The sequence below is a fragment of the Paraburkholderia sp. Ac-20342 genome, from assembly GCF_017104985.1.
In the GTDB taxonomy this organism is placed as follows: Bacteria; Pseudomonadota; Gammaproteobacteria; order Burkholderiales; family Burkholderiaceae; genus Paraburkholderia.
In genome coordinates, this window is sequence record NZ_JAAGPQ010000001.1 from 44,376 (window position 1) to 61,189 (window position 16,814).

A 16,814-nucleotide genomic window follows, 5' to 3' on the forward strand; every position below is an offset into this window, starting at 1 on the left:
TTTGCGAAAGCCCGGTGAATTCTCTGAACATGATGACGAGCCGTCAGGAGACGATGATGCAAAAACTGCGGGACTGTTCTGGCGTGCTGATCGTCGCCGTATCGGTTCTGACGCTGTCGCTGGCCGCGCCTGTGGCGGGCAGGGCGAGCGAGGAAAGCGACAACATGAAAGTCGAGACGGCGGGCGAGCGCGCGAATTTCGCGCAGACGTTCTGCCAGATATCGCCGCAGCGCGTCGATGCGTATAAGGAAAAGCTCAGAAAGAGGCTGCCCGAAGCCGATCACTTCGATCAGCACTGGCAGACGGGTTGGCAGCGCGCGCAGAGCAACATCGGCAGCATGAACGGACTGCGCGAGCGCGATCCTCAGGAGTTCGACGCACGAATCAAAGTGAATTGTGAACGGCTCAAATGGCTCGCCGGAAATTCGCTGCGGACGCCGGCGCAGAAGTGAGAAGAGCGGTGGGTCTATCGAAGGCGCGGCACTAACGTAGTGTCACGCGTTGTCGTTGTGCTCTTGTACGGCTCGTTCGTTTCGACGGCATGGCAAGCGATATCTATCGCCGCTCAGGTGCAGGACGCCGTAAATGGTCATATGATTCCGACGTCACTTCGAATCCGCAGACTGGGGCGCGATGCAAGCACGGAACAAAGATTTCGACGACGGTGAGGAAGGCCAAATATCGCATCGCGTGCCAGCCGTCCTGAAACGCTATCAGCGAGCGTTGCTGTACGGGGCCGGCGTTGCGATGACGGTCGTTCTATTGGTGCTGGGCGGCACCGTGATCTACCTGATGGTGCGTGACTACATCGACAATCGCTATATCGGTTTCGCTGTCAGGAAGACGCAGCTCGAATTGGAACTGCTCCAGTTCGAGAGCATTCTGCGGTACACCGTTCTGCACGAAGAGTCGGCATGGGAGCGCCGCGAGCCGCTGCCATCCAGTGTCGTTGAGCAGTTTGCGGCGCAGCACGGGCATATTCTTCTGCAGCAGCATCCCGACTTTCCACCCGTGCTGGCGTTGGGCGACGTCACGAACGAGCGGCCAGCCCAGACATTCGCGCCGTATCTGGCGATGACCCGTGAATTCGACTATCGCGTCGGCCCTTATGCTGTGTTGAAAGGTCCTGATGCGGTGACGGGATATTTCTACACGCCCGACTACAGTTTCATGTCGATTTATCCGGCACCCGCATCGGGCAACCCGCTCGATGCAGGCGATGCCCCAAGCGTGCGGGCGCTGCTCGATCAGATCAGGCCGGATATCGGCGACCTGAGCAAGAAAAAAACGCTGAGGCGTCTGGAAACCGAGCGGGAGTTGATCCTGCTGCCGCCGATTACCGACCGGCTTACCGGAGAGCAGGTCATTCGCATGGTGCTGCCCGCGTTTGCCGACGGTACGCCGTTCCTTATCTTTGTCCGCACCATTCCAGTCAGACTGCTGTTCGATCATCCGGCGCAGGAGCCGCTCGACGACGAAATCTCGCTGATCGTCGACGCATCCGGCAAGGTGGTGCTCGATGCCGGGCCGGCAGGCCGCGATAGTGCGCTGAAGGCTCGCGTACTGCGGACGAAGCCTTGGGCGCCGGGCCGGCAGGGAATCGAGCGGCGTCGTCTTGGCGGTCTCTTTATCGCGAGTGCGCCGGTTTCGCATGTCGGCTGGACACTGGTCTATGCATTTACGTGGCGTACGGTTCTCGCCGAGTTCTGGCCGCGCATCACGCTTCTGACGTTGGCCGTCCTGCTGGTGATCGGATTTCTCTGGACGATCCTGCTGTTGCTCGACCGCAAGATATTCAAGCCGGGTTTCGAGTACTCGCGGCGGATTTTCGAAAGCGAGCGCCTGAATCGCATGATGGTCGCGGCGGCTCCCGAGGGATTCGCGCTGTTGCTATTCGAAAGCGGAGACATTCTGCTCGAGAGCGACGCGATGCGCAGCTATGGAGCAAACGCTCATCCCGATGAGCGGCCATTGCGTTTTCAGCTACTCGAGCTTTACGACCGTTCGCCCGATGCCCCTGCGTGGCAATCGGGCTTGCAACTGCCGTGCAGACTCGCGAATGGCGGCGTTGAAGATCTGCTCGTGAGTCTCGTCCGCACGCAGTATCGGAGCGTAGACGTATTGCTGTGCAGCTTCTCGAATGTGACGAAGCTCAAGAACACCGAGCGCAAACTCGAAGAGGCGCGGGCGGCGGCCGATGCGGCCAACCATGCGAAGTCCGCGTTTCTCGCGATGATGAGCCACGAGATACGCACGCCGCTCAATGCGATTCTCGGCAATCTCGAACTACTCGGCCGTTCGTCGTTGTCGCCCGCGCAAAGCGAGCGGCTCCATGTCGTGACATCGTCGTCGACGGCGCTGCTCGACATCATCAACGACATTCTCGACTTTTCGAAGGTCGAGTCCGGACAGATGACGATCGAGGCGATCCGTTTCGATCTTGCAGAAACGATTCGCCAGGTCGGTGCGATCTTCGCGCCGATGGCGCATGCGAAGGGGCTCGAATTCGAATGCATGATCGACGATTCGATCGCGCCGTACTATCTCGGCGACCCGACCAGGATTCGGCAGATTGTGGCGAACTTCGTCAGTAATGCGATCAAGTTCACCGAGACCGGCAACGTGCTGCTCGAGGTGTATCACAAGGACGAGACCGTCGAAGGCTCGCCGGTCATGATCGGCGTGATCGATTCCGGCATTGGCATGATGCCCGCCCAGCAGGAGACGCTATTTCAGGCATTCGTGCAGGCGGATTCGTCGATCGCGCGCCGCTATGGCGGTACCGGACTCGGGTTGGCGCTGTGCTCGCGCCTCACGCGGCTGATGAATGGCTCGATCATCGTCAAGAGCTCGCCCGAACTCGGCAGTACGTTCGTGGTGTCGCTGCCGCTGCGGGTCGATACGAGCGCCTCCGCGCCGGCCGCCGACAGCGGGGAGAAGCGTGTCGAACGGGACGCAGCGCCTGCCGGTACGGCGGCTCTGCGCATCCTCGTCGTCGACGATCAACCCGCCAACCGTGAACTGATCGTTGCGCAACTCGATCTGCTCGGATACCGGGCCGACATGGCCGACAGCGGCGCAACCGCACTGCGGTGCTTTAACGAGCAGCACTACGACGTGGTAATGACGGATCTGAACATGCCTGGCATGGATGGCTACACGCTGGCGCGATGTCTGCGCGGGCAGGGCGCGACGACGCCGATCATCGCGGCGACGGCGCATGTCGGTGCCGAAGAGCAGAGACGATGCGAGGACGCGGGAATCGATGCCACGCTGCTCAAGCCGATTTTGCTCGACGCGATGGAGCAGGTTCTGCGTCGCTCGATCGGAGCGGAGGCGTCCGGGACGCTTCCGCCCGGCGACAGGACGGCGAAGCGCGACATTTCGCAGGGACCACTGCCGCCGGGCGTGCATGCGGCATTGAAGCAGTCGCTGGGGGAGTCGCTGGCAAAGCTGCAGAAGGCTATGAGCACGCATGACACGCAAGCGGCGCTCGATACGCTTCATGCCATGCGCGGTTCGTTTGCGTTGATCCACGAGGCGGCGTTGGCGAATGCGTGCGCGCAGATGGAGCAACTCGCACGCGACGACGACCTCGCCGGGGTCGAAGAGATGCTGGGCCGTTTCGAGACGCTTGCCTATGAGACGCTGGTGCTCCGCCAAGGGGCGGTGAGTGCGTAGCCACGATGTCCTGATGCGGCAGATTGCGGAAGTGGCATGGCTGCCGGGTGGGCCTGGGCGGTGGCTATGTTGAGCGGTTTGTGTGCGGCCGATGGTTCCAGATATGAAGCGTGATCTCACAAAAATGAGACAAGTCCTATTTGTCACAATTTAATGGTTTCTAGGACTGAGCCTATTATCGGGTCTGGCTGCATTCAATAAAGTGCTTATACCGAAATCTTTGGATAGACATCCATTCCGAAATGTAGATCCTCCGATGCCGCCGCGGTCAACCAGATATCCCCACAGTCAGTATGCGGTGACAAAAAGCGGCGGGTAAGCATTTCGACCCGTTTTTATCGAATCTATCCATGCGTTCAGGGCCGTCTGGGAGGGCGGACTACGACGCCTGGTACTGAAGTTCTCGCGTATCTCCCATCGATGCCCGGTCGTATCCCCTGACCCGGATGCGTCATTCCTCCACGGAAGAGGGAGAAGAATCCGGTCACGCAATTGCAAACCGATATACCTGCACTTTTCAGGCGTATTCGGTGTTGTCAGCCCGCTCCTTGTTGCATCACCATGTTAGGAAAACAATCATGAATCCAAACGCGATTCGCGTCGTAATTGCAGACGATCACCCCGTGATTCTCGAAGGTATTCGGCATGAACTGACGAAGAGCGCGACCGTTTCGGTGGTCGGGACCGCTCGCAGTTCGAGCGAGCTGATTCCGCTTTTGAGCCGCACCGCCTGCGACGTGCTGGTATCCGATTACGTGATGCCGGGCGGTGAATATGGCGATGGCATTACGCTGTTTTCCCTCATTCGCCGACGGTATCCGAAAGTGCAGACGGTGATACTGACCATGATGGAAAGCGCGATTCTGCTCCGTTCGCTCATCGACATCGGCAATCGCTGTCTGTTGAGCAAGGTGGACAAAATGGAACATCTGCATCTGGCCGTGCGCGCTGCCTATGTGAATGGCCGTTACCTCTCGCCGCGCATATCGGAAATCATCATGCCGTCGGAACGACCCACGCGAGGCGTGTGGGCGAATGCGCCGTTGAGCAGCCGCGAGCTGGAAGTGGTGCGCTTTTATGTTTCCGGGCTGACCGTCAACGAAATCGCCGATCGTTTGAGCCGCAGTAAAAAGACCATCAGTTCGCAAAAAGTATCGGCAATGACAAAGCTTGGAATCAAACGGGACGCTGATCTTGTGCGCTATGGACTCGAGAACGGCCTCGTGCCGCCGACGAAATCAGAAGGCATCCGAAATAGTATCGCGAACTTCGAGTCTGGCGCCGCAAGCCCGGAGGTGGGCCTCGAACGCGCCGGGCCTCCCGGAATGCTTGATTCCTGAGCGCGCTCACTCTTTCAATCGGATGGGCGGCCGTTGTTCTGCCGTGGACTGTCGGACGGTTCGAGGCCCGATGCTCCCTGAGACGATGCCACCATGCCATTTTCCATGGCATACCGCAGTAGATCGACGTCGCGATCTATACCGAGCTTTTCCATCGCCTTCGACTTCTGTGTGCTGATGGTCTTCTTGCTGCGGCTGACCCGCTCGGCAATTTCATCGACGGTCAGGCCTGTTGCAAACAGGCGCACGACTTCGCATTCGCGCTGGCTAAGAAGATCGGTCGAGCCGCGGCCACGGCGGTTCCAGTCGATCGACTGGACGATTTCATTGATAGTCGGCGAATAGTAAGCCGAACCGTTATGAGCGGCATGGACGGCGGGAACGAGATGCGCCACCGCATCCGATTTGCTGACGATGCATCGCACTTCTTGCGTCACGAGGGCGCGTACGACGGCCGGGTTGTCGAGCATCGTGAGCACAACGAGTTTGATGCCGGGATAGCGGCGGCCGATCAGGGAGAAGAGTGCGATGCCGTCGCCGTAGTCGCCTGCGGGCATGGCGTAGTCGGAGACGAGAACGTCACAGGGCCGGGTATTTAAAAGCTCGATCAGTTCTGTCGAATTGCGGGCGGAACCTGTCACTTCGATGGCACTCATTTCCGACAACTCATGCTCGATGCCTTTGAGCATGACCGGATGATCGTCGGCAAGGATGACACGAATCGGCTGGTTAGCCATGGTGATCTCCTGTTTATCGCGCAGGCAAGGCATGTCGTGAAGGACACTGAAGTGGCCGGCGACTTTATTGTTCACAAGTTATTTACATCGTCACGTGGACCTTCGGTGTCGAAGATCGGATGCGGCGCTCGTTTAACTAAGCATTACTCAGCTATTGGCTTGAAGATGGTCCGATGCACAGGTCTCATCCTACATCATAGTGGTCGGATGAAACGGCCTAACGATGAGGTGTACTGCTATCGGGTCGTAAAAGTGACCCGTATGCGATTCCCGCTTGTGCGTATTGCATCCCGATAGAACCATGGGTCATTGCGGACTCTGGAATTGCTGCCGGAAATAAGCAGGACGCATCGTGGTGGCGCCGCGATCGCGCTAGTCGGTGTGCTTGTTTTTGTTGCGTGACCTGCCTCGCAGGGGGCCGAGGTTTCATGGGCAGCCGTTACATGTGAATTCGACGACAACGTTTTCCCGTCGAAGGTATGCGAGGCGCTGCGGTGTTCGTTAATTCCAGCGCAAAAAGGCGGCGTTTGGAACTGACCGGTTTATCGACCCGGCGGCACATATCCTTATTGCTGCGCGGCGAGAAGCAGTTCGCTCTCCGGTCGAGGTCGATTTGTATCTTTTTGAACATTTGTAGGACTGAGCCTATTACCTGCGCTTTATTGCTTCAATAACATGGCTGTCGATGAATGGGGCTTCAATAGAGGCGAGATAAGCGGTTCTCCATTTTTAATCAATTCTCTTCTGATGTATTTGATCGTGACATTTTCGAGATTAGGGGGTCCCGAGAAGTTCAGGCTTCTTGCGTATGGCGAAAAGGGTTGTACATCGTGAAAAGCGTGGGGCCTGGCGGTCGAGTCATGTTTCGCTGTCAGCGGGGTAGATAGCGTTCTTATCAGTTCATCTTGTTGATCCAGATTGTTCCGATTTTCTTTCGGATGTTTTGTCGCGGCTGTTTCAAGGTGGAGAACTTCGAATGTCTCCCTATCAGACTGCGCCTATTTTAACGGCGATTGAAAAATATAAACTGAAATAAATTTGGATAATTTCTCGTTTTTATAAGTGATAAATCGATATTGATGGATTTCCGAGTATCGATTTTGTGAATTTGTGCGGCGGTTTGTTGCGAAAAACTGGCTGGATTTCGGGTTTGCGGAAATAACGTTTTTTAAATTAAATCTATAAGGGTCGTGCTATGAACAAGTCATATAAAAGTGTGTGGAACGAAGCGCTTGGGGCATGGGTCGCGGCATCGGAGCATACCGTTGCGCGGGGTAAGCGAAGCAAGTCGACAGTTTCGTCGGTTCTGGCGAGCGCCGTTGTGGCAGTTGCAGGGGTGAGCGCGGCGAGTGGTGTCTTTGCAGCCCCTTACACGGTGGGCGGCGGCGTGACGGATCAGAATACCATTGGTGGCGCTGTTGCAATCGGCACCGGGGCCGCCACAAAGCTTGAGGCCTCAGCCGGAACCACAGGTTTAGGTGGATGGGATCTGAGCGGAGCAGGGGCTCGTCGCATCGACGGCCTGGGTGTCGACGTCAGTCAGTTCGCGGGTAGCGCCAAGGCCTTACAAGCCGTGGCGGTGGGCAGCAATTCTCTCGCCTCCACCGTCGGTGGTACGGCACTGGGCGGCAATGCATCGGCCGCCGTTACTGGTGCAACCGCGGTGGGCGCTGCTGCGACAGCCACAGCCCGTGAAGCCTCCGTGTTCGGAGCGGCAGCCTACGCCGGCGCCATTCAGGCCATGGCGCTCGGCACGTTCTCCGCAGCCACCCAGGCGCGCGCCAATGCGATCGGCACTAACTCGACTGCTACCGGCGTGGACTCGAATGCAATCGGTACCTCGGCCGCGGCGAGCGGGCAGCGTGCCATCGCGCTTGGTTCGTCGGCTTCGCAAAGCAGCAATACCACCACCGACGCGACTCAGGATACGACGACCAACACCCGGGCCTCGGGCACGGATTCGATCGCCATCGGCACCGCCTCGTCCGCTACACAAGCGAGCTCTGTTGCGATTGGCACCAGCGCGGTTTCTTCGGGTTCGGGCGCGGTCGCACTCGGCCAGACAACGAAGGCGAGCGGCACGAACAGCATCGCGCTCGGCCAGAACGCGGCGGCTTCGGCGAACAACTCGGTCGCGCTGGGCGCGGGGGCGACCACGACGGCGAATCTGGGCGCGGCGGCGTACAACCCGGGCAGTAGCTCGCTTTCCGGAACTGCTTCGGCGGCGAACGGCGAAGTGTCGGTGGGTTCGGTCGGCTACGAGCGCCGCGTGACGAATGTAGCGGCGGGTGCCGCCGCGACCGATGCGGTGAACGTGAGCCAGTTGCAGTCCGAGGCGGTGAAGTCGAACGAGATCGGCAACTCCGTCGCGGCGAGCCTGGGCGGTGGTGCGGCCTATAACTCGACGACGGGTACGGTGTCGGCGCCGAGCTACAGCGTGGGCGGTACCACGGTGGGTAGCATCGGCGACGCGCTTGGCAACATCGATGGGCGCACGACGCAGAACGCGGCGGACATTGCAAAGAACGCGGATGACATCGCGAAGAATGCGGACGACATTGCGCAGAACTCGACCAGTATCACGAACGTGCAGAACCAGCTCGCCAGCGGCACGGTGGGACTGGTGCAGCAGGATGAAACCACGCGTGATCTGACGGTAGGCAAGGATACGGACGGCACGGTGGTGAACATGGCGGGTACGGCAGGCAGCCGCACGGTGACGGGTGTGGCAGCAGGCGTAGTGAACGCATCAAGCGTGGATGCGATCAACGGCAGCCAGCTGTATGCGAACTCGGCGAGCGTTGCTTCGGCACTGGGTGGTGGCTCAATCGTGAACGAGGACGGCACGATCTCGGCGCCGAGCTACAGCGTGGGCGGTACCACGGTGGGCAGCATCGGTGATGCGCTTGGCAACATCGATGGGCGCACGACACAGAACACGGCGGACATTGCAAAGAACGCGGATGACATCGCGAAGAATGCGGATGACATTGCACAGAACTCGACCAGTATCACGAACGTGCAGAACCAGCTCGCCAGCGGCACGGTGGGTCTGGTGCAGCAGGATGAAACCTCGCGTGATCTGACGGTGGGCAAGGACACGGACGGCACGGTGGTGAACATGGCGGGTACGGCGGGCAACCGCACGGTGACGGGTGTTGCAGCAGGTGCAGTGAACGCATCGAGCGTGGACGCGATCAACGGCAGCCAGCTGTATGCAAATTCGGCGAGCGTTGCTTCGGCACTGGGCGGTGGCTCGACCGTGAGCGAGGACGGCACGGTGTCGGCGCCGAGCTACAGCGTGGACGGCACCACGGTGAACAGCATCGGTGATGCGCTTGGCAACATCGATGGCCGCACGACGCAGAACACGGCGGACATCACCAGGAACGCAGACGACATCGCGAAGAACGCAACGGATCTGACGAACGTACAAAACTCGGTGACGGATCTGTCGACGCAACTTGCCAGCGGCACAGTGGGACTCGTGCAACAGGATGAAACCTCGCGTGATCTGACGGTGGGCAAGGACACGGACGGCACGGTGGTGAACATGGCGGGTACGGCGGGCAACCGTACGGTGACGGGTGTTGCAGCAGGTGCAGTGAACGCATCGAGTGTGGACGCAATCAATGGCAGCCAGCTGTATGCCAACTCGGCGAGCGTTGCCGAGGCACTGGGTGGCGGCTCGACCGTGAGCGAGGACGGCACGATCTCGGCTCCGAGCTATAGCGTGGGCGGTACCACGGTGGGCAACATCGGTGATGCGCTTGGCAACATCGATGGCCGCACGACGCAGAACGCTGCGGACATTGCATCTGTCCAGGACAAGCTCGCTGATGGTTCGTTCGGTCTTGTTCAGCAGGACGCCACAACGCGTGATCTGACGGTGGGCAAGGATACGGACGGCACGGTGGTGAACATGGCCGGCACGGCAGGCAACCGCACGGTGACGGGAGTGGCCGCAGGCGTAGTGAACGCATCGAGCGTGGATGCGATCAACGGCAGCCAGCTGTATGCGAACTCGGCGAGCGTTGCCGAGGCACTGGGCGGTGGCTCGACCGTGAGCGAGGACGGCACGGTGTCGGCGCCGAGCTACAGCGTGGGCGGCACCACGGTGAACAGCATCGGCGACGCGCTCGGCAACATCGACGGTCGCACGACGCAGAACACCGCGGACATCACCAGGAACGCAGACGACATCGCGAAGAACGCAACGGATCTGACGAACGTACAAAACTCGGTGACGGATCTGTCGACGCAACTTGCCAGCGGCACAGCGGGACTCGTGCAACAGGACGCAACCACACGTGATCTGACGGTGGGCAAGGACACGGACGGCACGGTGGTGAACATGGCGGGTACGGCGGGCAACCGTACGGTGACGGGAGTGGCAGCAGGCGTAGTGAACGCATCGAGCGTGGACGCGATCAACGGCAGCCAGCTGTATGCAAATTCGGTGAGCGTTGCCGAGGCACTGGGTGGTGGCTCGACCGTGAGTGAGGACGGCACGGTGTCGGCGCCGAGCTACAGCGTGGACGGCACCACGGTGAACAGCATCGGCGACGCGCTCGGCAACATCGACGGTCGCACGACGCAGAACACCGCGGACATTGCCAAGAACGCAGACGATATCGCGAAGAACACAACGGACCTGACGAACGTGCAGAACTCGGTTACGGATCTGTCGACGCAACTTGCCAGCGGCACGGTGGGTCTGGTGCAGCAGGATGCTACGACGCGTGAGCTGACGGTAGGTAAGGACACGGACGGCACGGTGGTGAACGTGGCCGGAACGGCGGGCAACCGCACGGTGACGGGTGTCGCAGCAGGCGTAGTGAACGCATCGAGCGTGGATGCGATCAACGGCAGCCAGCTGTACGCCAACTCGGCGAGCGTTGCCGAGGCACTGGGTGGCGGCTCGACCGTGAGCGAGGACGGCACGATCTCGGCGCCGAGCTACAGCGTGGGCGGTACCACGGTGGGCAGCATCGGCGATGCACTCGGCAACATCGATGGCCGCACGACACAGAACGCTGCGGACATTGCAAAGAATGCGGACGACATTGCACAGAACTCGACCAGTATCACGAACGTGCAGAACCAGCTTGCCAGCGGCACGGTGGGTCTGGTGCAGCAGGATGAAACCACGCGTGAGCTGACGGTGGGCAAGGACACGGACGGTGCGGTGGTGAACATGGCGGGTACGGCAGGCAACCGCACGGTGACAGGTGTGGCCGCAGGCGTAGTGAACGCATCGAGCGTGGACGCGATCAACGGCAGCCAGCTGTATGCGAACTCGGCGAGCGTTGCCGAGGCACTGGGTGGGGGCTCAACCGTGAACGATGACGGCACGGTGTCGGCGCCGAGCTACAGCGTGGGCGGTACCACGGTGGGCAGCATCGGCGACGCGCTCGGCAACATCGATGGCCGCACGACGCAGAACACGGCGGACATCGCCAGGAACGCAGACGACATCACGAAGAATGCGGACGACATCGCCAGGAACGCAACGGACCTGACGAACGTGCAGAACTCGGTGACGGATCTGTCGACGCAACTGAACAGCGGCACGGTGGGGCTTGTTCAGCAGGACGCAACCACACGCGACCTGACGGTAGGCAAGGATACGGACGGCACGGTGGTGAACATGGCCGGTGCGGCAGGCAACCGCACGGTGACGGGTGTGGCAGCCGGCGTAGTGAACGCATCGAGCACGGATGCGATCAACGGCAGCCAGCTGTACGCAAATTCGGCAAGCGTTGCCTCGGCACTGGGTGGGGGCTCAACCGTGAACGATGACGGCACGGTGTCGGCGCCGAGCTACAGCGTAGGTGGTACCACGGTGGGCAGCATCGGCGACGCCCTCGGCAACATCGATGGCCGCACGACGCAGAACACGGCGGACATCGCCAGGAACGCAGACGACATCACGAAGAATGCGGACGACATCGCCAGGAACGCAACGGACCTGACGAACGTGCAGAACTCGGTGACGGATCTGTCGACGCAACTGAACAGCGGCACGGTGGGGCTTGTTCAGCAGGACGCAACCACACGCGACCTGACGGTAGGCAAGGATACGGACGGCACGGTGGTGAACATGGCCGGTGCGGCAGGCAACCGCACGGTGACGGGTGTGGCAGCCGGCGTAGTGAACGCATCGAGCACGGATGCGATCAACGGCAGCCAGCTGTACGCAAATTCGGCAAGCGTTGCCTCGGCACTGGGTGGGGGCTCAACCGTGAACGATGACGGCACGGTGTCGGCGCCGAGCTACAGCGTAGGTGGTACCACGGTGGGCAGCATCGGCGACGCCCTCGGCAACATCGATGGCCGCACGACGCAGAACACCGCGGACATTGCCAAGAACGCAACGGAGCTGACGAACGTACAAAACTCGGTGACGGACCTGTCGACACAACTGAACAGCGGCACGGTGGGTCTGGTGCAGCAGGACGCAACCACACGTGATCTGACGGTAGGCAAGGACACGGACGGTACGGTGGTGAACATGGCCGGTACGGCAGGCGACCGCACGGTGACGGGCGTAGCAGCCGGCACAGTGAACGCATCGAGCACGGATGCGATCAACGGCAGCCAGCTGTACGCCAACTCGGCAAGCGTTGCCGAAGCACTGGGCGGCGGCTCGACCGTGAACACAGACGGCACGGTATCGGCCCCGACCTACAGCGTGGACGGTACGACGATGAGCAACATCGGTGACGCACTCACCAACATCGACGGCCGCACGACGCAGAACGCGGACCAGATCAGCGCGCTCAACACGATGCTGGGTGGTATCAACAGCGGTAGCGGCATCATGTACTTCCACTCGAATTCGTCGCTGCCGGATTCGGTGGCGAGCGGTGCGAACTCGGTGGCGATCGGCGGCAATGCGCAGTCGTCCGCGGCCGGCTCGGTTGCGCTGGGTGCGAACTCGGTGGCCGATCGGGACAACACGGTGTCGGTGGGCTCGGCGGGCAACGAGCGCCAGATCACCAACGTCGCGGCGGGTACGGCCGACACGGACGCGGTGAACGTCGCCCAGCTGAAGAGCGCGGGGATCGTCGATGCCAACGGCAACGTGAACGCGGCGGCGACGTACGACCACAATGCCGACGGCTCGACGAACTACAACAGCATGACGCTGGGTAACGGCTCGGACGACGGCACGGTGATCCACAACGTGGCCGACGGCGTGGCGCCGACCGATGCGGTGAACGTCAGCCAGCTCAATGCGGTGGTCAACAATGCGGCGGCCGCGGCGAACAACCCGATGTTCAGCGCGGACGGCGATCGTACGACGCAGAGCGCGACGGCAAGCGGCACGCTGTCGGTGGCGGCGGGCGCGGGTGCCTCGGCATCGGGCTCGCAGGCTGTGGCGATGGGCGCGAACGCGAGTGCGACGGGCCAGAACTCGGTCGCTCTGGGTTCGGGTTCGGTGGCGGACCGCGACAATTCCGTGTCGATGGGCTCGGCGGGCAACGAACGCCAGGTCACCAACGTCGCGGCGGGGACTGCGCCGACCGATGCGGTCAACGTGAGCCAGATGAACAACTCGGTGGCACAAGGCGTGCAGCAGGCCAAGGGCTACACCGATCAGCGCATCAACGACACGAACAACGCGATCAACGGCGTTGCGCGTGGGGCTTATTCGGGCATCGCCGCGGCGACGGCACTGACGATGATTCCGGAAGTCGATCCGGGCAAGACACTGTCGTTCGGCATCGGCGCGGGAACCTACAAGGGTTACCAGGCTGTGGCGCTGGGCGGTACCGCACGCATCACCGAGAACATCAAGGTGAAGGCGGGCGTCGGTCTGAGCCCGGGCGGCACCACCGCCGGCATCGGCGCCTCGATGCAGTGGTAAGCGATGTGGCGGATGCAACTCCGGTTGCGTCCGTTACGCCGGTCTGAGTCGTATCGACGAAGCCCCCGACGGATCGAAAGGTCCCGAGGGGGCTTCGTCGTTGTGAGCGCGGGGGCGGCGGAAATATACCTGGACCAGGAGTTTCCCTGGTCAGTGTTGGCAGTCGCGCTGCGTGAAGCTGCTCCCGCTGCGATCCGTCCCCGGTAGCCGGGGGTTCCGCGCCGAGCGGCGGCCGACGACGCCCATTCCCCCCACTTCTTGAATTTGTCACCACCCATCCATATAATTAGCACTCACTGCACGAGAGTGCTAACAACATCGCCGGTTGGCTCGGCCAGCCGGGTTTTCTCAGCGTTCTTCAGTCTCAATCAAGAGAGGAGTATGTATGAACCTTCGTCCTTTGCATGATCGCGTGATCGTCAAGCGTCTGGATCAGGAAACCAAGACCGCGTCGGGCATCGTGATCCCCGAAGCCGCAGCGGAAAAGCCGGATCAAGGCGAAATCCTCGCAGTCGGCCCGGGCAAGCGCGACGACAAGGGTGCAGCCATTGCGCTCGACGTGAAAGTGGGCGACCGCGTCCTGTTCGGCAAGTACGCAGGCCAGACCGTCAAGGTCGACGGCAACGAACTGCTCGTGATGCGCGAAGAAGACATCATGGCCGTGGTGCAGAAGTAAGCGCAAGGTCGCTACTTCCCCGGTTATATCCAAAGAATTCAAGGAGTTAGAAGATGGCAGCTAAAGAGGTCGTATTCGGTGATTCCGCCCGTGCCAAGATGGTCGAAGGCGTGAACATTCTCGCCAACGCCGTGAAGGTCACGCTGGGTCCGAAGGGCCGCAACGTGGTCCTCGAGCGCAGCTTCGGCGGCCCGACGGTCACCAAGGACGGTGTGTCGGTCGCTAAAGAGATCGAACTGAAAGACAAGCTCCAGAACATGGGCGCGCAAATGGTCAAGGAAGTCGCTTCCAAGACCAGCGACAACGCCGGCGACGGCACGACGACCGCTACGGTTCTCGCGCAATCGATCGTCCGCGAAGGCATGAAGTACGTTGCATCGGGCATGAACCCGATGGACCTGAAGCGCGGCATCGACAAGGCTGTTGCAGCCGCAATCGAAGAACTGCGCAAGATCAGCAAGCCGTGCACGACCAACAAGGAAATCGCCCAGGTCGGCGCGATCTCGGCAAACAGCGACACGTCGATCGGCGAGCGCATCGCTGAAGCGATGGACAAGGTCGGCAAGGAAGGCGTCATCACCGTCGAAGACGGCAAGTCGCTGCAAGACGAGCTGGACGTCGTCGAAGGTATGCAATTCGACCGCGGCTACCTGTCGCCGTACTTCATCAACAACCCGGACAAGCAGGTTGCCGTGCTCGACAACCCGTTCGTGCTGCTGCACGACAAGAAGGTGTCGAACATCCGTGATCTGCTGCCGGTGCTCGAGCAGGTCGCGAAGGCTGGCCGTCCGCTGCTCATCATCGCTGAAGACGTCGAAGGCGAAGCGCTCGCAACGCTGGTCGTCAACAACATCCGCGGCATCCTGAAGACCGTCGCCGTCAAGGCTCCGGGCTTCGGCGACCGTCGTAAGGCCATGCTGGAAGACATCGCGATCCTGACCGGCGGCCAGGTCATCGCTGAAGAAACCGGCCTCACGCTCGAGAAGGCAACGTTGGCTGAACTGGGCCAGGCGAAGCGCATCGAAGTGGGCAAGGAAAACACCACGATCATCGACGGCGCTGGCGAAGCAGCGAACATCGAAGCTCGCGTCAAGCAAGTGCGCAAGCAGATCGAAGAAGCGACCTCGGACTACGACCGTGAAAAGCTGCAAGAGCGCGTTGCCAAGCTGGCAGGCGGTGTTGCTGTGATCAAGGTCGGCGCTGCGACCGAAGTCGAAATGAAGGAAAAGAAGGCACGTGTCGAAGACGCACTGCACGCAACGCGCGCAGCTGTGGAAGAAGGCATCGTTGCTGGCGGCGGCGTCGCGCTGATCCGTGCACGTACGGCAATCACCGGCCTGAAGGGCGCTAACGCCGATCAGGACGCAGGTATCAAGATCGTCCTGCGCGCCATGGAAGAGCCGCTGCGCCAGATCGTCACCAACGGTGGCGAAGAAGCGAGCGTCGTCGTGGCAGCGGTTGCTGCCGGCAAGGGCAACTACGGCTACAACGCAGCAACCGGCGAGTACGTCGACCTGGTTGACGCAGGTGTCGTGGACCCGACGAAGGTGACGCGCACGGCGCTGCAAAACGCAGCTTCGGTTGCGGGTCTCCTGCTGACGACCGATGCAGCTGTCTGCGAACTGCCGAAGGAAGACGCACCGATGCCTGGCGGCATGCCCGGCGGCATGGGCGGCATGGGCATGGACATGTAATACCGCTCGGGTCTCGTGGTTCGGCATCATGCCCGGACCACGTTATGAGACCCGGTTGGTGTTCATGGGGGAAGCATGTCGTGAGACGTGCTTCCCAAAAGACAAAACCCGCATTTTTGCGGGTTTTGTCTTTTGGGGAAGAGGATTTTGGCGCGATGTACCGGAATCACGCTCCTGTTTCGTGAGCCGCACGGCGGCTAGCCGTTTCGAGACATTTCTCGCGCAGGTGACTGAAGATCTGCGCGACGCTTTCGGCCGGCGACAACGTTCCCGTGTCGACGTGAAGCTCGGGCTTGGCGGGCGGTTCATAGGGCGCCGATACGCCGGTGAACGAAGTGATTTCGCCGGATCGCGCTTTCGCATAGAGGCCTTTCGGGTCGCGGCTCGCGCAGGTGGCAAGCGGTGCGCACACATAGGTCTCGACGAATTTGTCGCTCCCGATGATCTCGCGCGCCATCGCCCGGTCTTCGCGCATCGGCGAGATCAGCGCGGTAATCACGATGAGGCCCGCGTCGTTCATCAATTGGGCGACGTGTGCAACGCGGCGGATATTTTCGCGCCGGTCCTTGCGCTCGAAGCCGAGATCGTTGGCAAGGCCATGGCGCACGTTGTCGCCGTCGAGCACGTAGCATGCATGGCCCAGCGCGATCAGTTGCTGTTCGAGCGCGAATGCGAGCGTCGATTTTCCCGCGCCGGACAGCCCGGTCAGCCAGATCGTGGCTGGCCTCTGGCGGAACATGCGCATGCGGTCCTGAGCCGTGATCGTGCCGTGAAAGCGTTGCAGGAAATTCGGGGGTTCTTCCATAAGTGTTT

At 61.0% G+C, this 16,814-nt stretch carries 8 protein-coding genes; 6 read left to right on the forward strand and 2 right to left on the reverse strand.

Annotated features, from left to right (window positions below; translation table 11 throughout):
• Window positions 1–14 precede the first annotated feature (14 nt).
• From G3N58_RS00165 to G3N58_RS00175, 3 genes are all read left to right on the forward strand, one after another.
• Window positions 15–452, forward strand: a complete 438-nt coding sequence (locus G3N58_RS00165; protein WP_346778221.1) for a hypothetical protein — start codon at window positions 15–17, stop codon at window positions 450–452.
• A 295-nt stretch (window positions 453–747) separates the two neighbouring features.
• Window positions 748–3,681, forward strand: a complete 2,934-nt coding sequence (locus tag G3N58_RS00170) for a hybrid sensor histidine kinase/response regulator (protein WP_205998203.1) — start codon at window positions 748–750, stop codon at window positions 3,679–3,681.
• Window positions 3,682–4,259: 578 nt separating this feature from the next.
• Window positions 4,260–5,021, forward strand: coding sequence for a response regulator transcription factor (locus G3N58_RS00175; protein ID WP_167036270.1), 762 nt, complete (start codon window positions 4,260–4,262; stop codon window positions 5,019–5,021).
• A 14-nt stretch (window positions 5,022–5,035) separates the two neighbouring features.
• On the opposite strand, the gene G3N58_RS00180 is transcribed toward G3N58_RS00175, so the two are convergent.
• On the reverse strand, window positions 5,036–5,758 hold the full coding sequence (locus G3N58_RS00180; protein WP_167036922.1) for a response regulator: 723 nt from the start codon (window positions 5,756–5,758) through the stop codon (window positions 5,036–5,038).
• A 1,702-nt stretch (window positions 5,759–7,460) separates the two neighbouring features.
• Between G3N58_RS00180 and G3N58_RS00185 the strand changes: the two genes are divergently transcribed.
• The 3 genes from G3N58_RS00185 (at window position 7,461) to groL (ending at window position 16,001) form a co-directional block, all read left to right on the forward strand.
• The gene (locus tag G3N58_RS00185; protein WP_346778222.1) at window positions 7,461–13,631 is read left to right on the forward strand and encodes a YadA-like family protein; all 6,171 of its coding nucleotides are present in this window, start codon (window positions 7,461–7,463) and stop codon (window positions 13,629–13,631) included.
• A gap of 385 nt (window positions 13,632–14,016) precedes the next feature.
• On the forward strand, window positions 14,017–14,307 hold the full coding sequence (groES, locus tag G3N58_RS00190) for a co-chaperone GroES (RefSeq protein ID WP_008923887.1): 291 nt from the start codon (window positions 14,017–14,019) through the stop codon (window positions 14,305–14,307).
• Between the two features lie 53 nt (window positions 14,308–14,360).
• The gene (groL, locus tag G3N58_RS00195; protein WP_167036275.1) at window positions 14,361–16,001 is read left to right on the forward strand and encodes a chaperonin GroEL; all 1,641 of its coding nucleotides are present in this window, start codon (window positions 14,361–14,363) and stop codon (window positions 15,999–16,001) included.
• Window positions 16,002–16,167: 166 nt separating this feature from the next.
• Here groL and cysC read toward each other — a convergent pair whose 3' ends face one another.
• Window positions 16,168–16,806 carry an adenylyl-sulfate kinase gene (cysC, locus tag G3N58_RS00200; RefSeq protein ID WP_205990315.1) on the reverse strand — a complete coding sequence of 213 codons (639 nt, stop codon included), beginning with the start codon at window positions 16,804–16,806 and terminating at the stop codon, window positions 16,168–16,170.
• Window positions 16,807–16,814 lie beyond the last annotated feature (8 nt).